Origin of the sequence: Pedobacter cryoconitis (assembly GCF_014200605.1) — a bacterium.
In the GTDB taxonomy this organism is placed as follows: domain Bacteria; phylum Bacteroidota; class Bacteroidia; order Sphingobacteriales; family Sphingobacteriaceae; genus Pedobacter; species Pedobacter cryoconitis_B.
In genome coordinates, this window is record NZ_JACHCE010000007.1 from 140,363 (window position 1) to 163,616 (window position 23,254).

General features: G+C 36.7%; 20 protein-coding genes. 10 read left to right on the forward strand and 10 right to left on the reverse strand.

Features of this window, described 5'->3' with window-relative positions; all coding sequences use genetic code 11:
* Positions 1–108 precede the first annotated feature (108 nt).
* From HDE68_RS19635 to HDE68_RS19660, 6 genes are all read right to left on the reverse strand, one after another.
* Positions 109–2,787, reverse strand: coding sequence for a CBM35 domain-containing protein (locus HDE68_RS19635; protein WP_183883937.1), 2,679 nt, complete (start codon positions 2,785–2,787; stop codon positions 109–111).
* A 214-nt stretch (positions 2,788–3,001) separates the two neighbouring features.
* Positions 3,002–4,147 (reverse strand): tetratricopeptide repeat protein, encoded by a 1,146-nt coding sequence (locus HDE68_RS19640; protein ID WP_260171813.1) that lies wholly within the window; start codon positions 4,145–4,147, stop codon positions 3,002–3,004.
* An 85-nt stretch (positions 4,148–4,232) separates the two neighbouring features.
* On the reverse strand, positions 4,233–5,321 hold the full coding sequence (locus HDE68_RS19645; protein WP_183883938.1) for a tetratricopeptide repeat protein: 1,089 nt from the start codon (positions 5,319–5,321) through the stop codon (positions 4,233–4,235).
* A gap of 88 nt (positions 5,322–5,409) precedes the next feature.
* On the reverse strand, positions 5,410–8,025 hold the full coding sequence (gene gyrA, locus HDE68_RS19650) for a DNA gyrase subunit A (RefSeq protein ID WP_183883939.1): 2,616 nt from the start codon (positions 8,023–8,025) through the stop codon (positions 5,410–5,412).
* A 98-nt stretch (positions 8,026–8,123) separates the two neighbouring features.
* A complete protein-coding gene (gene hemF / locus HDE68_RS19655) occupies positions 8,124–9,017 on the reverse strand; it encodes an oxygen-dependent coproporphyrinogen oxidase (protein ID WP_183883940.1) in 894 nt (297 codons plus the stop codon).
* A 167-nt stretch (positions 9,018–9,184) separates the two neighbouring features.
* Entirely contained in the window at positions 9,185–9,805 is a 621-nt protein-coding gene (locus tag HDE68_RS19660) for a fasciclin domain-containing protein (protein WP_183883941.1), read from the reverse strand.
* A 107-nt stretch (positions 9,806–9,912) separates the two neighbouring features.
* On the opposite strand from HDE68_RS19660, the gene HDE68_RS19665 reads away from it, so the two are divergent.
* The 5 genes from HDE68_RS19665 to HDE68_RS19685 all read left to right on the forward strand — a co-directional run bounded on the left by HDE68_RS19665 (position 9,913) and on the right by HDE68_RS19685 (position 14,179).
* A complete protein-coding gene (locus HDE68_RS19665; RefSeq protein ID WP_183883942.1) occupies positions 9,913–10,398 on the forward strand; it encodes a DUF4442 domain-containing protein in 486 nt (161 codons plus the stop codon).
* A 47-nt stretch (positions 10,399–10,445) separates the two neighbouring features.
* Entirely contained in the window at positions 10,446–11,078 is a 633-nt protein-coding gene (locus HDE68_RS19670; protein ID WP_183883943.1) for a helix-turn-helix domain-containing protein, read from the forward strand.
* A 32-nt stretch (positions 11,079–11,110) separates the two neighbouring features.
* On the forward strand, positions 11,111–12,475 hold the full coding sequence (locus tag HDE68_RS19675; protein ID WP_183883944.1) for an MATE family efflux transporter: 1,365 nt from the start codon (positions 11,111–11,113) through the stop codon (positions 12,473–12,475).
* A 53-nt stretch (positions 12,476–12,528) separates the two neighbouring features.
* Positions 12,529–13,446, forward strand: a complete 918-nt coding sequence (locus tag HDE68_RS19680) for a cation diffusion facilitator family transporter (protein WP_183883945.1) — start codon at positions 12,529–12,531, stop codon at positions 13,444–13,446.
* A 76-nt stretch (positions 13,447–13,522) separates the two neighbouring features.
* Entirely contained in the window at positions 13,523–14,179 is a 657-nt protein-coding gene (locus HDE68_RS19685; RefSeq protein WP_183883946.1) for a CatA-like O-acetyltransferase, read from the forward strand.
* A gap of 78 nt (positions 14,180–14,257) precedes the next feature.
* Here HDE68_RS19685 and HDE68_RS19690 read toward each other — a convergent pair whose 3' ends face one another.
* Positions 14,258–15,709 carry a PLP-dependent aminotransferase family protein gene (locus HDE68_RS19690; RefSeq protein WP_183883947.1) on the reverse strand — a complete coding sequence of 484 codons (1,452 nt, stop codon included), beginning with the start codon at positions 15,707–15,709 and terminating at the stop codon, positions 14,258–14,260.
* A 151-nt stretch (positions 15,710–15,860) separates the two neighbouring features.
* On the opposite strand from HDE68_RS19690, the gene HDE68_RS19695 reads away from it, so the two are divergent.
* The gene (locus HDE68_RS19695) at positions 15,861–16,304 is read left to right on the forward strand and encodes a GNAT family N-acetyltransferase (RefSeq protein ID WP_221300822.1); all 444 of its coding nucleotides are present in this window, start codon (positions 15,861–15,863) and stop codon (positions 16,302–16,304) included.
* A 62-nt stretch (positions 16,305–16,366) separates the two neighbouring features.
* Here HDE68_RS19695 and HDE68_RS19700 read toward each other — a convergent pair whose 3' ends face one another.
* Entirely contained in the window at positions 16,367–16,984 is a 618-nt protein-coding gene (locus tag HDE68_RS19700; RefSeq protein ID WP_183883948.1) for a class I SAM-dependent methyltransferase, read from the reverse strand.
* A 297-nt stretch (positions 16,985–17,281) separates the two neighbouring features.
* Between HDE68_RS19700 and HDE68_RS19705 the strand changes: the two genes are divergently transcribed.
* Positions 17,282–18,046 (forward strand): 5'-methylthioadenosine/adenosylhomocysteine nucleosidase, encoded by a 765-nt coding sequence (locus tag HDE68_RS19705; protein WP_183883949.1) that lies wholly within the window; start codon positions 17,282–17,284, stop codon positions 18,044–18,046.
* 184 nt (positions 18,047–18,230) lie between these two features.
* Here the strand turns inward: HDE68_RS19705 and HDE68_RS19710 are convergent, their stop codons facing one another.
* Positions 18,231–18,608, reverse strand: coding sequence for a winged helix-turn-helix transcriptional regulator (locus tag HDE68_RS19710; protein ID WP_260171814.1), 378 nt, complete (start codon positions 18,606–18,608; stop codon positions 18,231–18,233).
* A gap of 189 nt (positions 18,609–18,797) precedes the next feature.
* Between HDE68_RS19710 and HDE68_RS19715 the strand changes: the two genes are divergently transcribed.
* From HDE68_RS19715 to HDE68_RS19725, 3 genes are all read left to right on the forward strand, one after another.
* Positions 18,798–19,400: an FMN-dependent NADH-azoreductase gene (locus HDE68_RS19715; RefSeq protein ID WP_183883950.1), complete on the forward strand. Its 603-nt coding sequence runs from the start codon at positions 18,798–18,800 to the stop codon at positions 19,398–19,400.
* A gap of 347 nt (positions 19,401–19,747) precedes the next feature.
* Positions 19,748–20,659, forward strand: a complete 912-nt coding sequence (locus HDE68_RS19720) for a LytR/AlgR family response regulator transcription factor (RefSeq protein ID WP_183883951.1) — start codon at positions 19,748–19,750, stop codon at positions 20,657–20,659.
* Positions 20,660–20,789: 130 nt separating this feature from the next.
* Positions 20,790–22,307, forward strand: coding sequence for an ArnT family glycosyltransferase (locus HDE68_RS19725; RefSeq protein WP_183883952.1), 1,518 nt, complete (start codon positions 20,790–20,792; stop codon positions 22,305–22,307).
* A 21-nt stretch (positions 22,308–22,328) separates the two neighbouring features.
* On the opposite strand, the gene bla is transcribed toward HDE68_RS19725, so the two are convergent.
* Positions 22,329–23,246: a class A beta-lactamase gene (gene bla / locus HDE68_RS19730; RefSeq protein ID WP_183883953.1), complete on the reverse strand. Its 918-nt coding sequence runs from the start codon at positions 23,244–23,246 to the stop codon at positions 22,329–22,331.
* Positions 23,247–23,254 lie beyond the last annotated feature (8 nt).

Here is a 23,254-nt window from a genome sequence, read left to right on the forward strand (position 1 = left end):
CTTTTTATTATTTTGTTGTATAATTAACATTATGTTAAGTACATTTATTCGGTAAATATATTGTCTCCCATTTTGGCCCATATTACTCATCCATTCCTTTTAGAGGTTTTAGTTCTTTATGATTTTATAGGTCTGTACACTTCCATCTAGATTGGTTACAGTTAATACATAAAACGGATCCTGGTAATCCTTCATGCTCAACTCGATATTTTTACTGTTCACATGTGTAACGATCTGTAAAACCTGACCAGTTCTAAGTGAAGTTAATTTAGCTGATGAAATTACATGCTCACTATTTAATTTCAGCCAATCCTTTACCGGATTTGGATAAGGAAGAAATTCTCTTGAGGTTACCGGAAATACTTTCTGATCTTTTAAATTCGAAGTCTGATCTGAACCACCCAGATTAAAGCGGTAAATAACTGCATCGGCAGCACCAAGATTAGTATTTAACGTGCCAGTAACAGATAAAATATTACCGCTGTACAATTCCTTAACCGAATAATTCTGATCTGGATTTAATCCCAGTCTGTTCAGGTTGACCGTATAATTTTTACTATTGGAACCATAATTTAAGACTGCAATATAATAGTATCCCCCTATCTGTCTGGAAAATATTTCGCTTGCCCCCTGCCCGGCATTGCCTTCTACTGGCCTAAATGCAACTCCGTTTCTTGCAATATCGAGCACATCCTGATTTTGAAATAAAGTCTGTGCTCTTCCATTCCATTGTCCCGTCGAAGAAAAATCATCTCCCATCATTAATGTACCGTTTATGACTCCTGAAGTTACCCTCGCTTTATTTGCGCCCAACGTCTCATTTTTAAGTACTAAATGATCACCATCAATATAATTATAAACATAAGTCTGCCACCAGCCGTAATTTGTACTATTCAACGTATACTGTGTTTCATCGATGCCAGAATATGCATCACATGCGATTCTCCTGGTATGTGCATAACGGCCAGTAGCCATATTTGGAGAAATAGCGGCATAAACAAGCATTTTTCCATCCAATTGGTCTGTAAGATATTCCATTCCTTTACGAAATGCCTGCATGCCAGTATGTACAGAAGAATCGTAATAGCTATCTGCTTCTATAGCCGCATGACCAATAAAATCAATCTTGATCATTTCAAACCCTGCAGCCTTGAATCTTCCTATCATATAAGCAATTCTTTGCTTTGTTGCAGGATGTGTAGGATCAATTGCCCGGCAACCGTCCAAATCGTGATAAGCCCCATTTTGTTTAGTCCAGATCTCTGTATAATTGGTTGAGCTCCCTTCTACTATTCTGTTCGTTTTACTCCAGTCTACAAAAGGTGCCCAGTAAATTCCTGGTTTGAGCCCTTTACTCTTAGCATAATCTGCAAACTCCTTTAGTTGACTGTCATTCAGATTATCCCAATAAGAATCAAGATCTATATAAGCCGTATTTCCATTCCGGTACCCCTTTAGGCTGGCATTCACAAAATCGACCACACCTTTTGCATTTGTTAAAGAAAGATTACTCTGGATTGCTCCCCAGCTATTCCAGCCAAATGGCGTTGGCTGTGTCCAGCTGAAAATATAACGTGATTCTGCAATTCTGTTAGATTTCCCATACTCCTCCATCCCATCTCGCCAGTCACTAAAATAACCTATCATCATTTTTGGGGATTTTGCCGTTGTAGTACCTACTCCTACCCATCCATGCCCCCTTTTATCCCTGGTTGTTTGCTCTTCAACGAAACCTCCAAATACTTCCAATGCAGTAAGATTTGAGCCTGTTCCATTAATTTTAATCCCTGTTTTCCAGTCATTATGTTCTATTGAGCCGAATACCAGTCCATTACGACCATTGTTATCATAGATAGCACTTACTTCCGAACTAGTCGTATTTACAGTTTCACTTAAAGATTTTGCATCATATCTAATGAAAGTATCATTATCAAAAGGAACATATAAAGCTTTGAGGTCACCACTAAAAGGCAGTTTAGAATTTCCTGATATTAATGGAGACATATAATAACTGTTAGCTCCTATCCCATTCAGGATATTTTCGGTATAAAAATATTCTTTCGAATTATATATATAAAATACCTGCTGCATTGGGATTAATCCATTTCCGGACATACTGATGGTATGTTTTGTACCTGCACCAAATCCATCGTTTATGGCAGATGTCGCATAAGTACGTGTCGTATAACTTGTACTGGTAAATGTAGTATTTGATTTCGCACTGGCATAAGCATCAATAATCGTTTTAGTATTATTAAAATAAACATTGTACTTTCCTGTAGATAAATTATACTCTATACGGTTACCTACTCCGAAATACATGTTTTTTATCGCTGCATTTACAGCCGTGATTTCCAGTTTGTCCACATTAGGTGCCCAGCCAGAATTATTATCCATTTTGATTGTATTATTTCCCGAATTCAGGTTCACTACTACCGTTGTGGTTGCTACAGTAGTCCATCCACCAGAAGAGAAACAAGGCAATTGAATTGCTGCGTTGTTATTTACCTTTAGAAAAATAGAACGCGGATCATTAGTTGCATAATAAACTGTAAGATTATAAGTGCCAGCTGTACTTACATTGACCGAACTAAGCAGACTTCCATTTGTAGTCCCTCCAAGATTACCCACCATTTTTGAACCAGAACAACTATTGCAACTTTGAATATTTGCCCCGCCAGACAGTGTGCCCGTTTCTGCTTCATATATTGTCTGTTGAGAAAATGCAGACATACCAAAGAAAAGAAATAAAAAACATGGGATAAAGGCATACAATAAGCTTCGCATAAGGAGAGGTTAAAAAAAAATCAGGCACATGTGATTTTCACACTTATCTAAAAATCGTAAGAACCATCAATTTAATATTATGCTTTTTTGGCTTTATGTTAAGCTATATTCAATATATAATAGTTTAAGAAAATTCTTAATAGAAAAAGCTTCCTTATGATGCGTTTCGAAGAAACGCATCATAAGGAAGCTTTTAAATAGGATGTTAATCAGGTTAAAATTCCTCTAACTGAGCTTTTAGTTCCTGAGCTCTGTCGAATCTGTTTTTACGGGTATAAATATCAATCAGTAAATTGATCGTAGGCTTGTCTTTTCGGTTTACCTTATGTGCTTGCGACAGGATAACTTCAGCACGATTCAAATTAGAAGTAAAAGCAGCAACATCTTTTTTTGAAGGCTCTAATGCATCATTGCTCAAATTAATATAAACAAGGGCCAATTGGTATAAAGCATCAAAATAATTACGATCTATATCCAATGCTTTATTGTAAGCCAGTTCTGCTGTACCCATATTTGTGTTTTTCTGATGCAGGTAACCATACAGGAAATACAGTAGTTTACTTCTGGTTTCTACTTTTAAAGTATTTTCAATGACCTGTCTTGCTTCCGTATATTTCTCAGTGTCTAATAACAAATTTATATAATCATTATTCAGCAAATCATTATATGGGTTTTTGATCAGACCTTCCTGAATAGTTTTCAGTGCCATATCATTATCCAGTTTGCTTTTATATATTCCAGCCATACGCTGAAATACAACAGGATTAATAATACCATTATCCTTAGCGCGTTTAAAATAACTCAACGCTTCGTCTTCATTTTTGACACCTTCAGCACTTAAAGCTGCATTTACAGCAAGAATTGTATCCTTTGGGAAAAAATCACTGACTTCCTTTAAATATTTAAATGCAGCTCCAAAATCTTTGGCCTGATAAGCAGCCTTTCCTTTTTGCTGTTTTTTAATATTTACATTATAGCTTGATGCTGTGATTAAGCCAGTATTATCTTCGAATTTATCAAATCTTTTTGCTGAATCTATCGCATTGATAGCCAGGTCATAATATTTATCAGAATTATCCTGACTAGGGTCAATAATCGCTATATAAGAGCTCAAATACGATTTTATAGCCCAGGTTTCCGGCCACTTTTTTGTTTCCCTATCCTTTTCAGCAGCTTCAGCAGCCTTGATCCCCTCTCCTAATATGGAAAGCTGTGTTTTTTGATCTTGTTTATTTGAAATTGCCGCCTGAAGTTTCCCTACACTATTTCTGGCAATGTACAGTTGTGTTTTTTGCGAAAACGCTGATGTGGAACTAACCATTAAAATAGTAACTGCAAATATATATCGTTTCTTCATCATATGCTTCATTAGGCTTAGCTGCAAATTTATACAAAAAAAAAGAGGGATAAAATTTATCCCTCTTTTAATATCAATTGATTAAGAATTATTTTTTTGGTGCTCCATTTTGTGCATCCAATAATTTCTTAGTAGCCTCATAATTTACTTTATCATCTTTAAAAGCATAGATAACTTTTAAGTTTTCTAAAGCAGAGATCATTTTAGGATCAAGTTCATAAGCTTTTTTGTAATAAGGTAATGCCTGATCGATAAAACCTTTCATTTTAGCAGTTACTTCATCAAATTCTTTTTTCTTTTTAGGATCTATTTTATTTCTTTTTCCTTGTAAATCCAATGCTTGTTTGTAGTAAGTATCGCCCATAGCATATTGGTATGTAGCATTTTTACCGTCTTTAGCAATTAGTTTACTTAAAGATTCCTGAGATTTTGCAACATTACCCTGTTTGATATAAAGGTCAGTTTGCATACCAGTGAAATAAGGATTTTCAGGATATTTTGCAATAGCAGCCTCTAACAATGCAGTACCAGCAACAGTATCTTTCACAGTAGCGAAAGTTGTAGAAATGATTTCACTGTATAAAGATTCAGCATCTTTAGAACCTAAATCGATAGCTTTTTTGAAGTTTGTAATCATTTGAGGATAATCAGGAATTTGTTTAGCAGTAACACCTGCATTTACAAAAGTTGAAGTATCCTGAGGATTTTTAACTGTTACTTCATTAAAAAACTGAAGAGCAGATTTGTAATCTTTTTTATTGTAAGCAAAAATGGCTCTGTTTCTCAAAGCATTTGACAAAGTCTGTTCAGCTTCTTTAATGTTTTCTTTTTCTGCACCTTTAGTATCCAGTGCTTTTGCTTTTTCAATTGCTTCTTCTGCAATTTTATCCTTTGCAATTGCATTGGTAACATCTAAAGAATCCACAAATGAAATTCTTGAAGCAAATAATGCTCTGTAAGACCATGCTTCTGGCATATCTTTAGACTTTTCGTTTGCAATAGCATTATCAGTAGCCTTTAATCCTTCTTCAAGAGATTTTAATGTTACATCTAAAGGTTTATTGTTCGATAAACTCGCTAACGCCCATGTGTTTTTAGCTTTTGAAACTTCACTCTTTTGAGCACTTGCATAGGTGGCAACACCTACTAGAAGCATACTTAAAACTACTTTTTTCATATTGTAAATTGTTTTTAATGAATATAAACCCTACAGGTCAACAATTGTTTATGCTGCAGGGTTTATGGGTTTTTAATTTAATTTATAATTAGTTTTCTTCTGTTTCGTCAGTATCTCCTTCTTCACTTTCTTCATCTGTTTCTTCTTCTTCAGTTTCAGCTTCCTCTTCTTCAGCACCAGCTTCTTCTGGAAGAACATCAGCAGGATCTATAATTAACAGATCTTCAGAAACTTCTTCTTCAGGATCATCCTCATGTTCAATTTTTGCAACAGATGCAATAGAGTCACTACCTTTTAAGTTGATCAGACGAACACCTTGTGTTGCCCTTCCGATAACCCTAAGCTGACTTAATACAATTCTGATCACAATTCCTGATTTATTGATAATCATTAAATCATCAGCATCAGTTACTGCTTTAATAGCAATCAGATCACCAGTTTTTTCAGTAATAGTAATTGTTTTTACACCTTTACCACCACGGTTTGTAACGCGGTAATCTTCAACATTAGTACGTTTACCGTAACCTTTTTCAGAAACGACCATTACTGTAGCTGATGGATCATCAACAGCAATCATGCCAACAACTTCATCTTCAGCATGACCTAAAGTAACGCCTCTTACCCCAGTAGCAGTTCTACCCATTGGTCTAACCGTAGCTTCATTGAACCTGATAGCACGTCCGGAGCGTAATGCCATGATGATTTCACTTGATCCGCTGGTTAAACTTGCTTCCAGTAATTGATCACCTTCATTAATGTTAATTGCATTGATACCATTTACCCTCGGTCTTGAATAAGCTTCCAGTGAAGTTTTCTTAATCGTTCCCTTTTTAGTACACATGATAATATAGTTGTTCTCCAGATATTCCTGATCTTTCAAGTTCTTAACCTTAATATAAGCCTTGATTTTCTCTTCTTTAGGAATATTGATAATATTCTGGATTGCTCTTCCTTTACTTAGTCTTGAACCTTCCGGAATTTCGTAAACTCTTAACCAGAAACAACGGCCTGTTTCAGTAAAGAACAACATATAATTATGGTTAGAAGCAATCAGTAAATGCTCAATAAAATCTTCATTTCTCGAATCACTTCCTTTAGAACCCTTACCTCCTCTTGCCTGCGTGCGGTATTCAGTAGCAGGTGTACGTTTGATATAACCTTCATGAGAGATCGTGATCACAACTTCTTCATCTTCGATAAAGTCTTCCATGCTCATATCTTCGGCAGAGTGAACGATAGTAGTTCTACGTTCATCGCCGTATTTCTCCATCATTTCAGCTAACTCATCCTTGATAATCTTCATTCTAAGAGCTTCATCAGCCAGGATAGACTGCAAGTATTCAATCGTCTTCATCAACTCATTAAACTCTTCTTTGATCTTGTCTCTTTCCAGACCTGTTAAACGACGTAAAGTCATATCCAGAATAGCTCTTGCCTGGATATCACTTAAACCAAACTGCTCCATTAAGCCTGTTCTTGCTTCTTCCGGAGTATTTGAGGCTCTGATTAACTTAATTACTTCATCTAAGTGATCTAAAGCAATTAATAAACCTTCAAGAATGTGTGCACGTTTTTGTGCTTCATCCAATTCAAATTTAGTACGGCGTACAATTACATCATGTCTGTGATCAACAAAGTGTCTGATCAGATCTTTCAGATTCAGCATCTGAGGTCTGCCATTCACTAAAGCGATGTTATTTACACTGAATGAAGTTTGTAATGCAGTCTGTTTGAAAAGGTTGTTCAATACAATAGAAGCATTCGCATCACGTTTAATTTCATAAACGATACGGATACCATCCTTATTTGATTCATCTTTAATATTAGAGATACCTTCCAGTTTTTTCTCTCCGACTAATTCAGCAGTACGCTCAATCATCATTGCTTTATTTACCTGGTAAGGGATTTCAGTAACGATAATAGTTTCGCGGTCCTTTACAGTTTCGATTTCGGCTTTGGCACGCATCACGATACGTCCTCTACCAGTTTCGAAAGCATCCTGAACACCATTATATCCGTAAATTATAGCACCAGTAGGAAAATCCGGGCCCTTTACGAATTTCATTAACTCAGGGATAGTAATTTCTGTATTTTCAATGTATGCGATAGTCGCATTGATTACTTCAGTAATATTGTGAGGAGGCATATTGGTTGCCATACCTACAGCAATACCCGAAGAACCGTTAATTAAAAGGTTTGGTACTTTTGCAGGAAGCACAGTTGGCTCTTTTAAAGAGTCATCAAAGTTCAACTGAAAATCTACCGTATCTTTATTGATATCTGCAAGCATATCTTCAGCGATTTTCTGGAATCTGGCCTCCGTATAACGCATTGCTGCCGGAGAGTCCCCATCAATCGAACCATAGTTACCCTGACCTTCTACCAGTAAATAACGTAAGCTCCATGGCTGTGCCATACGAACCATAGTCATATATACTGATGAGTCACCATGCGGGTGATACTTACCCAGTACTTCTCCTACAATACGGGCTGATTTCTTGTAAGGCTTATTGTTCGCCAAACCAAGATCAAGCATCCCGTAAAGTACACGACGGTGTACCGGTTTTAATCCATCGCGTACATCAGGTAACGCCCTTGATACAATAACAGACATCGAATAATCGATGTAGGCAGACTTCATCTGCTCGTCAATATCAATTTTTATTATTTTGTCGTTTTCCTGATTTTCTAAATCTTCTGCCATAAAATATTGATGTTCGTTAAAAACGATTTAAATAAGGTAATGTTATAACCTTGCGAATTTAAGAAAATATTGCTGTTTAAGCGCATTGTGGAAAAAAATTAAGCCCAGTCTATACCTTTTATTAACTTACTCAGAGTTGCAGCCTCTGGGCTGTTTTCTGCAGGCTGGTGGTTATATATCCACTTTGCCATTGGTGGTAAGCTCATTAGGATAGATTCGATTCTTCCGTTTGTCTCCAAACCGAACTTTGTACCCGAATCATAAACCAGATTAAATTCCGCATAACGGCTCCTTCTTACGTATTGCCACTCTTGTTCAGCAGCTGTAAAAGGCTTATTTCTGTTCCTTTCAATCAGCTCAGTATAAGCCGGAAGGAAAGAATTACCTACTGCAAGAGAAAAATTGAACAATTGATCCCAGTCCAGGCCCGTATTTTCAGGTTTTAGCCTGTCATAAAAGATACCGCCTACACCACGTGTTTCTTCCCTGTGTTTAATAAAGAAATAATCATCCGCCTGTTTTTTAAACTTCGGATAAAACGATGAATCAAACTCATCACAGGTTTGTTTAAGTAAGCCATGAAAAAAACGAACATCATTATCAACTACATAATGAGGCGTTAAATCAATACCACCACCAAACCATCTTGTTTGTTCATCCATTTCGAAATAACGGATATTCATATGTATAATAGGTACCAAAGGATTCGAAGGATGAATGACAATAGAAACACCCGTGGCGAAAAACTCATCATTCTCCACTTTGAAGGCCTTTTTTACCGCTTCCGGTAATTTACCATATACAGCAGAGAAATTAACCCCGCCTTTTTCAATTACATTTCCATTTTGAAAAACACGCGTACGACCGCCACCACCACCTTCTCTGGTCCAGATTTCTTCTTCAAACTCCCCTTTGCCATCAACCAGAGCCAAAGTCTGACTAATTTCATCCTGAATCTTCTTATACGCTTCTACAACTTTATCTTTTAACATCGTTCCGTGAATATATGGCGCCAAAGTTATTTATATATATTATCACTATAATGATATTTGTTCAATCATTTTGTAAATAACTTCTATCTGACAAAACATTTCCAAATAAAAAGGCTTTGCCAATTAATCAGCAAAGCCCAAAAAAAATTAACTACCTATGATTATTCTTATTTTTTCGGCATTAAAACGGCATCAATTACATGAGTCACTCCATTACTTGAAACAGCGTCAGTAATGGTAATTTTGGCATCATTAATATACCATTGACCATCTTTCTTAGTAAATTTAACTTTCTGTCCCTGAACAGTCGCCAGTTCCAGGCCATCTTTTAAATCAGCAGCTTTATAATTACCAGCAATTACGTGGTAAGTTAAAATACCGGCAAGATCTTTTTTCATTTCTGGTTTAAGCAGTGAAGCTACAGTACCAGCTGGTAATTTATCAAATGCTTCATTTGTAGGGGCAAAAACAGTAAAAGGGCCTTTTCCGCTTAAAGTTTCAGCTAAACCAGCTGCTTTAACAGCTGCTACCAAAGTAGTATGGTCTTTAGATTCTACAGCATTTTCAACAATATTTTTTGTAGGCACCATCAGTGCACCACCAACCATCACACCTTCCTGAGTATGCATTTTTGAAGTATCAGCTGCCATACCCGACATTTTACTGCTTGTATCAGCCGCCATTTTTGACGCTGTATCAGTAGCAGATCCTGTTTTTGATGAATTGCAAGCCGATGCTAAAGAAAGAAATGCAAGGGCCATTGCAACTGTGAAAATTTGCTTTTTCATAAATTTGTTATTTTATTTTTCTGTTTTGTAAATAGATAAACGAAGTTTATCCGTGATTGGATTTTTTAATATGAAGATTCCAATAATCTTTCAGATATTTAAACGAAATGATCGTATCAGAGAAAACACTTAAATGGGGCTTGTGTTTTTACCCCCCACTTCTATTTCAGCGTATTTGGGTCAGGAAATTCCACACAGGGTTCAGGGGAGTTGATGTTAAAATTTATAAAAGTCTTTTCAATAAAAACTATAACGGTTCAATATTTGGCGGTACTATATATGCTGCTACAGACCCTTTTTATGCATTACTTTTCGATCAGCTTTTGCAGCGCGAAGGATTTAAGGTAAGAGTATGGCTAAAAAGCGCAAGTATTCAATATCTGAAACCAGGACGCTCTGCTCTGTTTTTTACCATTCACATCACTGATGAAATGCTAAATGATGCTGTAGAGGCGTTAAATACAACAGGTAAGTTTGTCAAAGCTTATCCAATGGAAATTAAAAACAGAGACGGTGAAATTTGCGCCACAGTCATGAACGAGGTTTATGTCAGAAATCTGCACAGTGGTGAAAATGGCCCCGTAGCTTATTAATTTGCTATATCTTATTTTAAACAGAATGTCTGCTAAAACCTCTAAAAATGAACATCAGGAAACTTATTTTACAAGGAGAAGGAACAACACTGGATTTTAAAAAGACGATTAATAATTATGAGAAGATTGCAAAAAGTCTGGTTGCATTTGCCAATAATAGAGGAGGACAATTACTAATAGGCGTAGCTGATGATGGAAGTATTAAAGGCGTTAAATCGGAAGAAGAAGAACGTTATATGATTACTAAATCCGCGCATCAGTTTTGTAAGCCTGCAATAGAGCCGGAATTTGAAGAAGTATATATAGATAATAAAGTAGTATTGGTTGCTAAAATCCCTCAGAGCGATACTAAACCTCATTACGCGTTGGACGAGAACAAAAAATGGTGGGTGTATTTTCGTGTTAATGACAAAAGTATTCTGGCCAGTAAAATTATTGTCGATGTCCTGAAAAAAGAAAATACCCATAGCGGACAGCTCATTAGCTATACAGATCAGGAGCAAAAACTGCTGAAATATTTAGACGAAGAAGGCCGGATTACTTTAAAACAATTTAGTAAACTCACTAAAATTTCGAATCAGAAAGCTCAAAAAATACTGGTTAGTTTTATTCTCGCAGACTTGATTCAACCTCATATTTCTGAAAAAGAAGAATATTTTACCATGACAACGCCTAAATAGGCGTACCTTTGAAGGTTCCAATACAATTCATTATGTTCAGTTCCTTCTACGCAAAATACAAGCCCTATTACTCAGATAATCTTAGACTAGCTATGCCTATTGTGGTATCTCAGCTGGGACATACCGTTGTGCATCTTGCCGATAGTGTGATTGTAGGGCATTTCGCAGGAACTATCCAACTGGCAGCGGTTTCGCTGGTTAATAGTCTGTTTATGCTGATCCTTGTTTTAGGAATGGGGATTTCTTATGGATTAACCCCACTTATTGCACAAGAAAACGGGCGTAAGAATTACAAAGAATGTGGCCGTTTATTATCAAACAGCTTATTAATCAATATCGTCATGGGCATATTCCTTTATATGCTGGTACATTTCGGTACTTTACTGGCAATTGACCATATGGGACAATCTCCTGAAGTTGTTGCGTATGCAAAACCATATTTGGGCTATCTTAGTTTTTCAATTATTCCACTGATGATTTTTCAGACCTTTAAGCAATTTGCAGAAGGTTTGGGTTTCACTAAACAAGCCATGTTTATCTCCATATGGGGGAATGTAATCAATGTTATTCTAGGGATCATCTTAGTGAAAGGGATGTTTGGGATTACTCCTATGGGTGTTAAAGGAGTTGGGGTCAGTACACTGGTTGATAGAATACTTATGGCTATAGTAATGTGTATTTATGTCTTTAATTCCAGGAACTTTAAGGTCTACCTGCAGAACTTTAAGTTTAACCTGATTGATAAAGTGCGAAGCATCAAAATCCTAAAAATTGGTGCCCCTGTTGCCCTGCAATATTCATTTGAGATCAGTGCATTCAGCGGTGCTGCTATTCTGATCGGTACAATTGGTGCTGTAGAGCAGGCAGCTCATCAGGTAGCTATTAATCTTGCCTCAGTAACTTATATGCTGGCCAGCGGAATTGCATCAGCAGCAACTATTAAAACCGGCAATAACCTTGGTAAAAATAACTTCCTTGATCTGAGAAGATCAGCTATAGCAAGTTATCATGCCGTAGCAGTTTTTATGAGTATCACAGCTGTTGCATTTGTTTGCGCTAATCATATTTTACCCTATATCTATACTGAAGATACTGCTGTAATTCATATTGCAGCCCAATTGTTGATCATCGCAGGTTTCTTCCAGTTATTTGATGGTACACAGGTAGTTGGATTGGGTGTTTTACGCGGTTTAGGTGACGTAAACATACCTACTGTGATCACTTTTATAGCTTACTGGATTATTGGTATTCCACTAGGTTATCTGCTGGGTATAAAAATGGAAATGGGTGTAAACGGAATCTGGTATGGTTTGACATTTGGTCTGCTTACTGCTTCTGTATTGTTATTTTTCAGATTCCAGAAAAGAACAAAAATGCTCGTTTCAATTCCTGCGTAAAATAATATTTATCAATTGATAATTATGGTATGTGGTTTGTCTGAATAAAATACATGACTCATCAGAAAGCATCAATTTATAGCGCTCTTGCAGCCAATCTGCTCATCGCAATTACAAAATTTATAGCTGGTACATTCAGTAACAGTGCATCTATGATTTCTGAGGGAATACACTCTCTGGTAGATACGGTGAACCAGTTGCTGCTGCTTTTCGGATTAAAAAGAAGTAAAAAACCAGCAGATGCCTTACGTCCTTTCGGATATGGTAAAGAGCTGTATTTCTACTCGTTTATAGTCTCTATCCTTATTTTTGGTTTAGGTGGAGGAATCTCTATTTACCAGGGGATTATTCATATCATACACCCTGAGCCAATCGGTGATCCGACCTGGAATTATGTAGTATTGGCATTATGTGTAGTTTTTGAAGGTACTTCGCTGGTTATTGCGGCCAAATCCTTTAACAAAATAAGGGGTCAGGAAACCTGGTGGAATGCAATTGTGAAAAGTAAAGACCCTTCCAGTTTTCTGGTGCTTTTTGAAGACGGGGCAGCAGTTTTAGGACTATTTATCGTCATGATCTGTATGTTTTTCAACCACTGGCTTTACCTGCCTGAACTAGACGGTATAGCCTCATTACTGGTTGGTCTGATCTTAGTTGGGGTTTCGCTGATCCTGGCCAGAGAAAGCAGAAGTTTATTAATGGGCGAAGGGATCTCTCCTGCTTCCAGACAAAAAATAGTTACCATAACCGAAAAAGTTACAGGAGTTGAAAAGGTGCTCACGGTCGTATCCACTTATCAGTCACCAGATGAGGTTTTGCTCATGCTGATTGTTACTTTTAAAGAAGATCTGGATACACATGAAATTAATGAAGCAATTGATCAGATTCAGGCAGAGATCAGAAAAGAATTTAAGCTCATCAAGTTCATTATTGTACAGCCGGAACAATATACAAAGCAATTTAAATTCTAGGCGTATTTTTTAAGACAATTGTTTAGTTATTGAAAAATAAAAGATATTTTGTCTGGATAAGGACGTAAATACTATTATGCAAGCTGTTTTTAATCCTGTAGATCAGGAAACATGGGTAAGAAAACCCTATTTTGATTATTACTATCAAACCATAAAATGTAAATACAATATCAATGCTAATATTGATATTTCTCTGCTGCTGGAAGAAACGAAAAAGAAAGGACTCAAGTTTTATCCCACATTTCTATATGTCATCATGAGGGCTGTCAACCAGAATCCGGAGTTCCGGATGAGTTTTGATGAAAATGGGGTATTAGGTACCTGGAACCATGTTGTCCCCTCCTATACCATTTTTCATAATGACGATAAGACATTCTCTGATGTCTGGAGCGAATACAAAGAAGAGTTCTCAGATTTCTATCAAATTATACAAGACGATATAGAGACTTATAAAGACGTAAAAGGTATCAAAGCCAGACAAGGCCGTCCTGCCAATTTTTGCCCTGTGTCAGCGCTCCCATGGCTAAGTTTTACAGGTTTCAATCAGGATACTTATAGTGAATCTTCGCTCCTGTTCCCAATTATCAGGTTTGGCAAGTATTTCACAGAGAACGGTAAGACACAGATTCCTGTATCAGTTTTTGTAAATCATGCTATTGCAGATGGTTACCACACCTGCAAGCTGGTGAATGATATCCAGGATTTTGCGGATAAAGTTAAAAACTGGATATAAAATTAAGTTTTCAAGTCAGAATAAATATATCTGTTAAGCTCAATTAGTCCAATTGTGGGGTAACTCTAACTAAAGGCATTAAACTTCACTCATAATTTTTATTCCCTGAATAAGTTCTTCCTTATTCAGGGAACCATAACCGAGCCTGATATAATCCGAAGGCTGATTGTCTAAATAGAAACTACCCGGCGGAACAATCTGGACACCTTTCAATCTGAGTAATCCTATATACCTGTTAAAGTTTACTTTCTGATTAAACTTTATCCAGCATGCCAGCCCTCCTTCCGGCTTTCGGAAACTGATACGCTCCCCAAAATTATCTCTTAAACAAGATTCCATTACATCCCTTCTTTCCTTATATATCGCTACTGCTTTACGGGCATGTCTTGCCATCGTACCGTTTTCCATCAGCTCAGCTATCGCATGCTCCAGAATTGTATCTCCCTGGCGGTCAATCTGTACCCGTAAATTTATCAATGATTCCATAAATGCTTTTGGGCCAGTAATATAACCTACTCTGATTGCAGGAGCGATCAGTTTACTCAGCGAACTGACATAGATAACATTGGCGGCTTTTTCACCACTCGCCAATGCCAGGTTATTTCCAGTACCAAAATGATATTCATGATCATAATCATCCTCAATTACAGCAAAATTATATTGAAGTGAAAGTTCCAGTAACCTTATCCTTCTGCCAGCTTTCATAATCACTGTTGTCGGATATTGATGATGAGGGGTTACATATACTGCTTTGATCTTTGTCTGAAGACATAATTTTTCAAGTGCATCTACATTGATCCCATCCTGATCTACATTAACCGCTTTCAATACAGCACCTGCTTCATGAAATAGCTTTCGCACAGCATAATAACCAGGATTTTCTACTGCAATCACATCCCCTGGACGCACAAGGACTTTTGCCGCAAGATAAATAGCCATCTGGCTCCCTCTGGTAATACAAATATCAGCCGGATTCGTATATAAGCCCCTATCCTGTGCAAGCATGACGGAAATCATCTCTCTAAGTTTCCGGTCACCCTTTTCACTGCCATAGCCCAGTAACTTCCATTTTCCCTGACGTTGAAATACACGTTTGTAAGCCATTGATAATTCTTTCAATGGGGCCAGTCTGGTATCCGGGCCGCCCTCATTAAAAACGATCAGATTCCCATCTAATGGCCGGTCATTAACTTCAAAAGGATGATGATGAATATAGTCGAAATTGCTTACCAATGGTTTAGAAATCCTTTTTGGTATTTCTTCTATCAGTGGCAGGTTTTCGGAAATGAAAGTTCCGGATTTATGTTTGCTTTCCAGCCAGCCTTCGGCAATAAGTGATTCATAGGCAAAAACAACAGTTTTTCTGTTTACGCCAATATCCTGTGCCAATGACCGGCTACCAGGTAAAGAAGCACCTCTTTCTAATCTCCCCTTAATGATCTCTTTTCTGATTACATCAGCAATTTGCCTGACAAGTGTCTGATCCGTACGAAATGAAATATTAAAAAGAGTCTTCCAGGGTCTTAGCATTCGTGTATTTACCAATTTTTAAGCTGCAAAATTACCCAATTAAAGCTTATATTATTCATCTGGCCCTATTAATTTATCAAAACTGGACTCCTTTAACCATCCTGAAATAAGCAAGCTTTGCAGTTCATTAAATAAAAAATATACACCAATTATGAAAGAGATTGAAGTAGCTACATTAGAACATTTGAATGAATTTGCAGAACTATTTAATAGTTACAGAATCTTTTACAGACAAGTACCGGATCTGGAAAAAGGGAAAGCTTTTTTGAGGGATAGAATTATCAACAAAGAAACTGTTACCTATCTGATTAAAGCAGACAACAAATTTGTAGGTTTTGCCCAATTATATCCATTATATCATTATGGGAAATTACAGCGCCAATGGTTATTAAGTGATTTGTTTGTCTCGCCAGATTTTCGTGGACGAGGTCTTTCCATTGACCTGATAGACAGATGTAAACAGCATTGTGATGAAACAGATGCCTGTGGTTTGTTATTAGAAACTGAGAAAACAAATGATATAGGAAACAGACTCTATCCAAAATGCGGATTTGAACTTGATGAAGCCCATAATTATTATAACTGGTGGAAATAGCGGTAATTAGCATGGCAGGTTCTTAACTGCCATGCTGATTAATATGTATATATAATTTTCTTTTATTGTTTTTTACATTTGATTAAGAAAAATGGAAAGCTCTCTGTAATTTCTGTGATCTCAAATAATCCGGCCTGATCAAACTCTGCATGGATTGATTCTCTGTCATAAAAGAACATTTGAACACCCTCAAATATTTCATAGCGGTCTTTGCTGATAAACCTGCCTTTGCCGTAAGTATCAGCTTCTTTCGAAATGGCCGTAAAAACCATATATCCATTATCAGACAGTTGATTATAGCAATCGCGAATTAGTTTATCTCTTTCGCTAGTGTCCAGTAAATGAATTAAAGCATAGCAAAATATACCATCATACAACTGGTTATCAAAAGGCATATCAGTTACAGAACCATGATAGATTGCCAGATCTTTGCCATAATGCTTTTCAGCCATTTCAATAGCCGTTTTTGAAATCTCAATACCTGTTACAGTGATTCCATTGTCTCTGAACACCTGGGCATTCCGTCCATAGCCAACTCCAGGGATAAGGATATTTTTTACTGATTTTTCTACAAAGAAATCTTTGGTCAATGCCGCAGAATTAGCCGGCTCAAAGCCCCACATTTCCTGTTTATCTATAAAGCTGGATTCCCAAAACTCAGTTTTTTCAGGTTTATTCATGATAATTGCTTTTTTTGCTGTTAAAGAAGCAATTTACAAATAAAGACTACGCTGTTTGCTGAAACTATAGGTTATGACCAATTATGACTAATGGATTAAAAAAGAACCGGGCCAGGAATAGTATATGGTATCAGCTCAAAGACTATCCCATTCAGCTCATTTAGCCTGCCAGAGTAATTATAAACCAGTATAATCCCTATCTTTCGGTTGTTGGTACTAAAAGGTAAAAGGTGCTAAAGAAACGACTATTGTAATGCATACATTTGTCAATTCGTGTCAGAAATTATTAAAAATTATATGAGTGAAAAAATAGTAGGGATAATGGGTGCTATGCATGAGGAAATTAATAGCATAATTAAACTCATGACAGCTGTAGAAGAGTTTACCCATGGCAGAAGAACATATTATACCGGCTTTATTAACGGCATTAAATCAGTAGTTGTTTTCTCCAGATGGGGTAAAGTTGCTGCTGCAACTACAGTAACCAGTCTGATTATTAAATTCAATATCACAGACCTGATCTTTATTGGCGTTGCCGGTGCAATAAATCCATCCTTAAAAATAGGTGATATTGTTATTGGAGATCAATTGGTTCAGCATGATATGGACGCAAGGCCTTTAATGGACAGATATGAGATACCCTTGCTGGGCATTACCTATTTTACACCGGATCAAGGCCTGGTGGCTATTGCAGAAAATGCTATTCATACCATCATAGATAATCACGCACAGCCTTTTATTGGTCAGCATGAAAGAGACCGGTTTTCATTGGCTACCCCTAAATTGCATAAAGGAAATATAGCCAGTGGTGATAAGTTTTTCGCTGCTCAAAATGATAAGGATGCATTGTTTTCAAATTTACCTGCCACGCTGTGCGTAGAAATGGAAGGTGCCTCAGTAGCTCAGGTTTGTTATGAATATGAAATTCCTTTTGTTATTCTGAGAATTATTTCGGACGAATCCAATGAGCATTCACCGATAGACTTCCCCGATTTCATCATCAATGTATCCAGTAAGTATTCTCAGGAAATTATTAAGAATATGTTTACGGGTTTTGAGTAAGATAACTCGTTGAGATTTTGAGTAAATAGTTCGGATCTGAACTATTTACTTCACGAAACTTCTTTCAGTTGTTTTGGAAAGCCTGTATGTTGGTGGTTTATCTATAAAGGTATCATTTGAATCGTCAAATCCGGTCTTCTAGTCTGAAAATAAATCAAGATTTATTACAGAAATACGAGCTGGCTCAAGATTGTTTTCGCATACTTTGCTTAATTTTTTCCCTGTGTTGTTCACCCCAGGCACTTAGTTCGCCTATCACGTTCTTTAACGTTCTGCTATAGTCTGTCGCTTCATAAATAATACTTACAGGAATAGTTGGATATACATTACGTTTAACAAAGTCATTCAATTCCAGATCTTTTAGTTCTTTAGCCAATATCTTAGAAGATATGCCAGTGACTTCATACTGCAGCTCATTAAAACGCTTTGATGATTGCACCAGGCAAAGGATCACAGCCAGTTTCCACTTTCCATTGATAACATACAGTGCATCAATTACATTTTTGAGTGAGTGTGCGCATTCTTCGTTATCCGGAAGGATCTCATTTACAGTCATTTTCATAAAGCAAAGATAATCACTTACCTGAAGGAAACCGCTTTCCTTTGGGTAAGTAGTAACTTTTGATCAGCTGGTAACCATACTTTTACTTTTGATAATCCGGGCGGATGAAAACCTTGAGAATTAATACAAAAGGTAATTTGATGCTACCGGAATTTAAAAATTGATAAGGCAATAAAAACTAAATTTATTATGAAACACATCCTTCATCTAAAATCAAGTATACAAGGTAACGAGTCGTACAGTATTAAACTGGGGCAGGCAATCGTCGAAAAAATTCAGGACAAGTATCCGGGTAGTGCATTGGAAGAACTAAACCTTGTCGACATAGAAATTCCACACCTTACCCCTGCTGTGCTTCGTACATTCTTTATTCCTGAAAATCAGCTTACTGAACAAGACAAAAAATCTATTCGCTTTTCTGATGAGCTGGTTAAACAGCTATTGGCCGCAGACATCATTGTGATTGGTGCGCCACTTATCAATTACACTATCCCTACAGTATTAAAGTCCTGGATTGATCATATTACCAGGGCCGGAATAACTTTTGGATATGGTGAAAATGGTCCTGTTGGAAAAGTAATGGGAAAAAAGGTTTATGTGGCAATGTCTTCCGGTGGTGTTTATTCACAGGGACCAGGTCAGACTAACGACTTTGTTGCTCCTTATCTGAAGGCTTTCCTTGGTTTTTTAGGCATGACAGATCTGACGGTATTCCGTGCCGAAGGTTTGAAAGTTCCCGGGGTAAAAGAATATGCAATGAAGAAAGCAATTGAAAGCATAATGGTTGATTAAAAGTTTGTTTATTAACCGGAATTATCTGAATCATAAAGATTTCCCATACATGGGGGCCTGAAACAGGTTAAGATAAATCATCACAGTATAAGTGGTCGTAGTTAAGAGGGTGTTGAAAGGGTCTCTAGCCCTTTCAACACCCTCTCAACGTAAAATACAATACGACTTGTCTTATCACAAACTAGTTCTTTGACTTACTGTCTGCTCATGAATTTCAACAACAAAAAGGTATTAACAGTTACAGGCAATTCAAATTGATATTATATATTTACGATCAATCTACATTTGAATGAACAAGCTATTGATCTTTCATTAATACTTAAAAAGTAAATTCATTCGCAACACAGATGATGAAATTTATAAATTCTGGCATGCAGTTTTTCAATAATAGGATTGATTATCCGTTAAGATATCAATCGAAATACTTGCCAAAAATTGTGTTGATCCAGTTTTCACTGATTTTTGTCACCCTCTATTTATTTAAACCGTTTACAGTAAATGGCGCAGAGCAAAAATTAAATTATTTAGCAATCTGCTGTTTGCATGCCTTATCTCCTGCTCTGATCGTTTACTTATATTTCAGTACACTTACCCGTTTCAGAAAAAGGCATCAAATAAATAACTGGACACTAAAAGAGGAATTTTTTCATGTAGCGGTTGTATTTCTTATTATTGGCTTATCGGGCTTTTTATTGCGGGGTGTGATCTATACCAATCCGGACAATATTTCATGGCGCTACTTATGGGAAGAAATAAGAAACGGTTATCTGGCAGGGACAATATTCTGTTTTTACTTGATTTTTACTAAGTTCTATGTTATCTCCACCATTGATAAATCACCCGGTTATCATCCTGCTGAGAATGCGCCAGAACCTGTAAAGGAATATTTAGCTCCTCCCTCTATATTTATTAAAGCGCACGTTAGGGTTGATGATTTCTATTTCAAAGCCAATGATCTGTTATTTGCCAAAGCAGAAGGAAATTATATTTCTTTAACGACCATCAAAGATGGTTTTTTAAAAACTGAACTTAAAAGAATTTCCTTAAAACAACTGGAAATACAACTTACTGCCTATCCATATTTATTACGTTGTCATCGTTCATATATATTGAATATTCAAAGAGTAGTAAAGCTCTCAGGTAATTCACAGGGATATTTAATTTCATTTAATAACACGGAAGACAAAGTACCTGTCTCACGGGCATACGTAAATGTGTTTGATCAGGTCTATCAGCAAGAAGCCCATGTAGCCTGTTAGTTATCATCCTTGTCATTGATCACAAAACATAGTTACTCATCACAACCTTTTAGCATAGTTTATGAGTTCATGTATTTTTGAAGAGTCAATGCAGCAGTTATTCCTGCGGCTTTATTTTCTCCATAAAATCATGAAAAATATAAAAAACACAACATTAATTATCATGCTGTTTTCCGTGGTAAATTTGGTCCTGCACATAATTGCTGATTATAATTCAGGATTTCAAGGGGATGAGTTCCTGCACATCACAACTGGTAACTATCCTGCCTTTGGTTATATGGAGTTCCCACCAGTAATTGGCTGGATGGCATGGATACAGAATCAATTTGGATCAACTGCGGTATTTGTACATCATATTTTTGCTCATATTGCCACTATACTAATCTTGATCCTGATAGGATTAATTACAGTAGAATTGGGTGGAAAATCAAAAGCGGTCTTTATCGCGCTACTTTGTATTATGGTTTCACCTGGGTTTGACAGATCACATCAATTGTTTCAGCCAGTTGTATTTAGTGAACTTTTTTGGGTATTATCTTTTTACCAGCTGGTTAGGTTTATAAAAGAGCCAAATAACAAGAATTTATTTTACTTAACGGTTGCTCTTGCCTTTGGTTTTTTAACCAAGTATGATATTGTGTTTTTTATAGCGGGGATTTGCAGCCTCTTCTTTTTTAAAAACACGAAAAAGATATTGTTAAGCAGGCAGTCCTGGAGATTCGCTTTAATCTTCTTTGTTATTGTAGCGCCTAATCTTTGGTGGCAGTATATACATCGTTTCCCCATGTTCCAAATGTTTTCGCGTTTGTATGAAACACAACTGGATAAGCTGAGTATAGGTGCTGTTTTAGGCCAATTAATAATTGACCTTAACCCAGTAACTCTATTGATATGGCTGCCAGGATGGTTTTATATGTTCAATAATAAGTCAAAAGTATTGTACCGGCCATTAGCCGTTTACATCACCTTATCAATACTGTTTCTGGCACTGGCAAAAGGCAAACATTATTACTTTTTTTCAGAGGTCATATTTTTGATCATATTTGGCAGTATCTGGTTTGAACAAACAGTACTGGCCTGGCGAAAATGGCTATTATATCCTGTTAGTGCGCTATTTATTCTGACAGGGTTGTTCCTGCTGCCATGGGGATTAATGGTATTGCCACTGAACAGTTTTATCAATGTTTACAAATTGAAAAAAGAAGAAAATAGGTATGGTATACCTGATGAATATTACACGAAAAGCAAATGGGTGAAAACAATGTCGGCCATTAAGTCTGTTTATGATAGTTTGCCTGTTAAAGAACGGCACAGTTGTTTGATTTGGGGCAAACATTATGGCCAGGCTGGTGCAGTGAACCTTTTTGGTAGCGCATATAGTTTACCCAAAGCTTTCTCTTATCATGGTAGTTTTTACTCATGGGCCCCTGGAGGACAAATGCCAGAAACGGTTATAGCCTTTACAAATGGTGAAGCAACTATTGATTTCTTTGAATGTTATTTCAACTCCGTTGTTGCGGTAAAAAAGGTCTATAACCCTTATGCATCTTTCGATAAAGACTTATTTCAAACTATTTATATCTGCAAAAAGCCTAAACAAAGTTTTGATAAGTTAAAAGTTCTCTTTGAGAAAAGAATTTTTGAGTAAATAATTGTGCCGCCGGGTAGGTTACAGCTTTGCCGAATAGTAATCCCAAATCTCTTTTGCAATTGCTGCAATTGCATTAATACCTCTTTCTTTTGGCCCCTTAAAATCTGACATCAATACAGAAATAGCCAGATGTTTGCCATTAGGTAAAGTAACGATACCAATATCATTAAAGGCAGCCATTAAACCTTCTTTACTTACACCAGATGCACCAGTCTTATGAATCAATTCGGTTGCAGGTGGTAAAAACAAGGTAATTCTCTTGCCCCAGTCAGGTAATTCCCTCATGATCTGAATCAGGAAATCATTGCTGGATTTAGAAAGTAATTTCTGATCATATAAGAGCTGGAGCAATTGCAGCGAAGCACCAGGTTTACACCAGTTCTTATATTGTAGCGCCCATTCCTTTTCCATCTCTCCTTCTGTATAGACAATGGAAATATCTTTCACACCTGCCTGATGAAGATATTTATTTACGGCAGCAGGGCCACCAGCTACCCTGGTATATAGAAAATCACAAGCATTGTTGTCACTCTTTGAAACTGCATAAGTCAGCAGGTCTGCTAAGCTCATATCAAGATCCTGATCAGGGAAATCTTTAACCATCGGACTCCAGGTATTGGTATCTAATGTTGCTTTAGGCATATTAAACTTTTGGCTGAGCTTTAGTTCTCCTTTATCTACCTTCTGCAGTATTGCAAAGGCAAGTGGAAATTTAAAAACACTCATCATCGGATAGCCGTGATCTCCGTTAATGATAAAACCACCTTTAAAATCCATACATTTTACACCTACACCGATTTTTCCTCCGGCAGTATCTATTATGTGTTTAATCCTCTCCTGTAATTGTAAGATTGATTTGTTTTGCTGAGCAAATAATGCCTGTGGTATAAGCAATAATGCTATGATAAATATTTTAAGGCTTCTGTTTACTGTCATATTGCAAA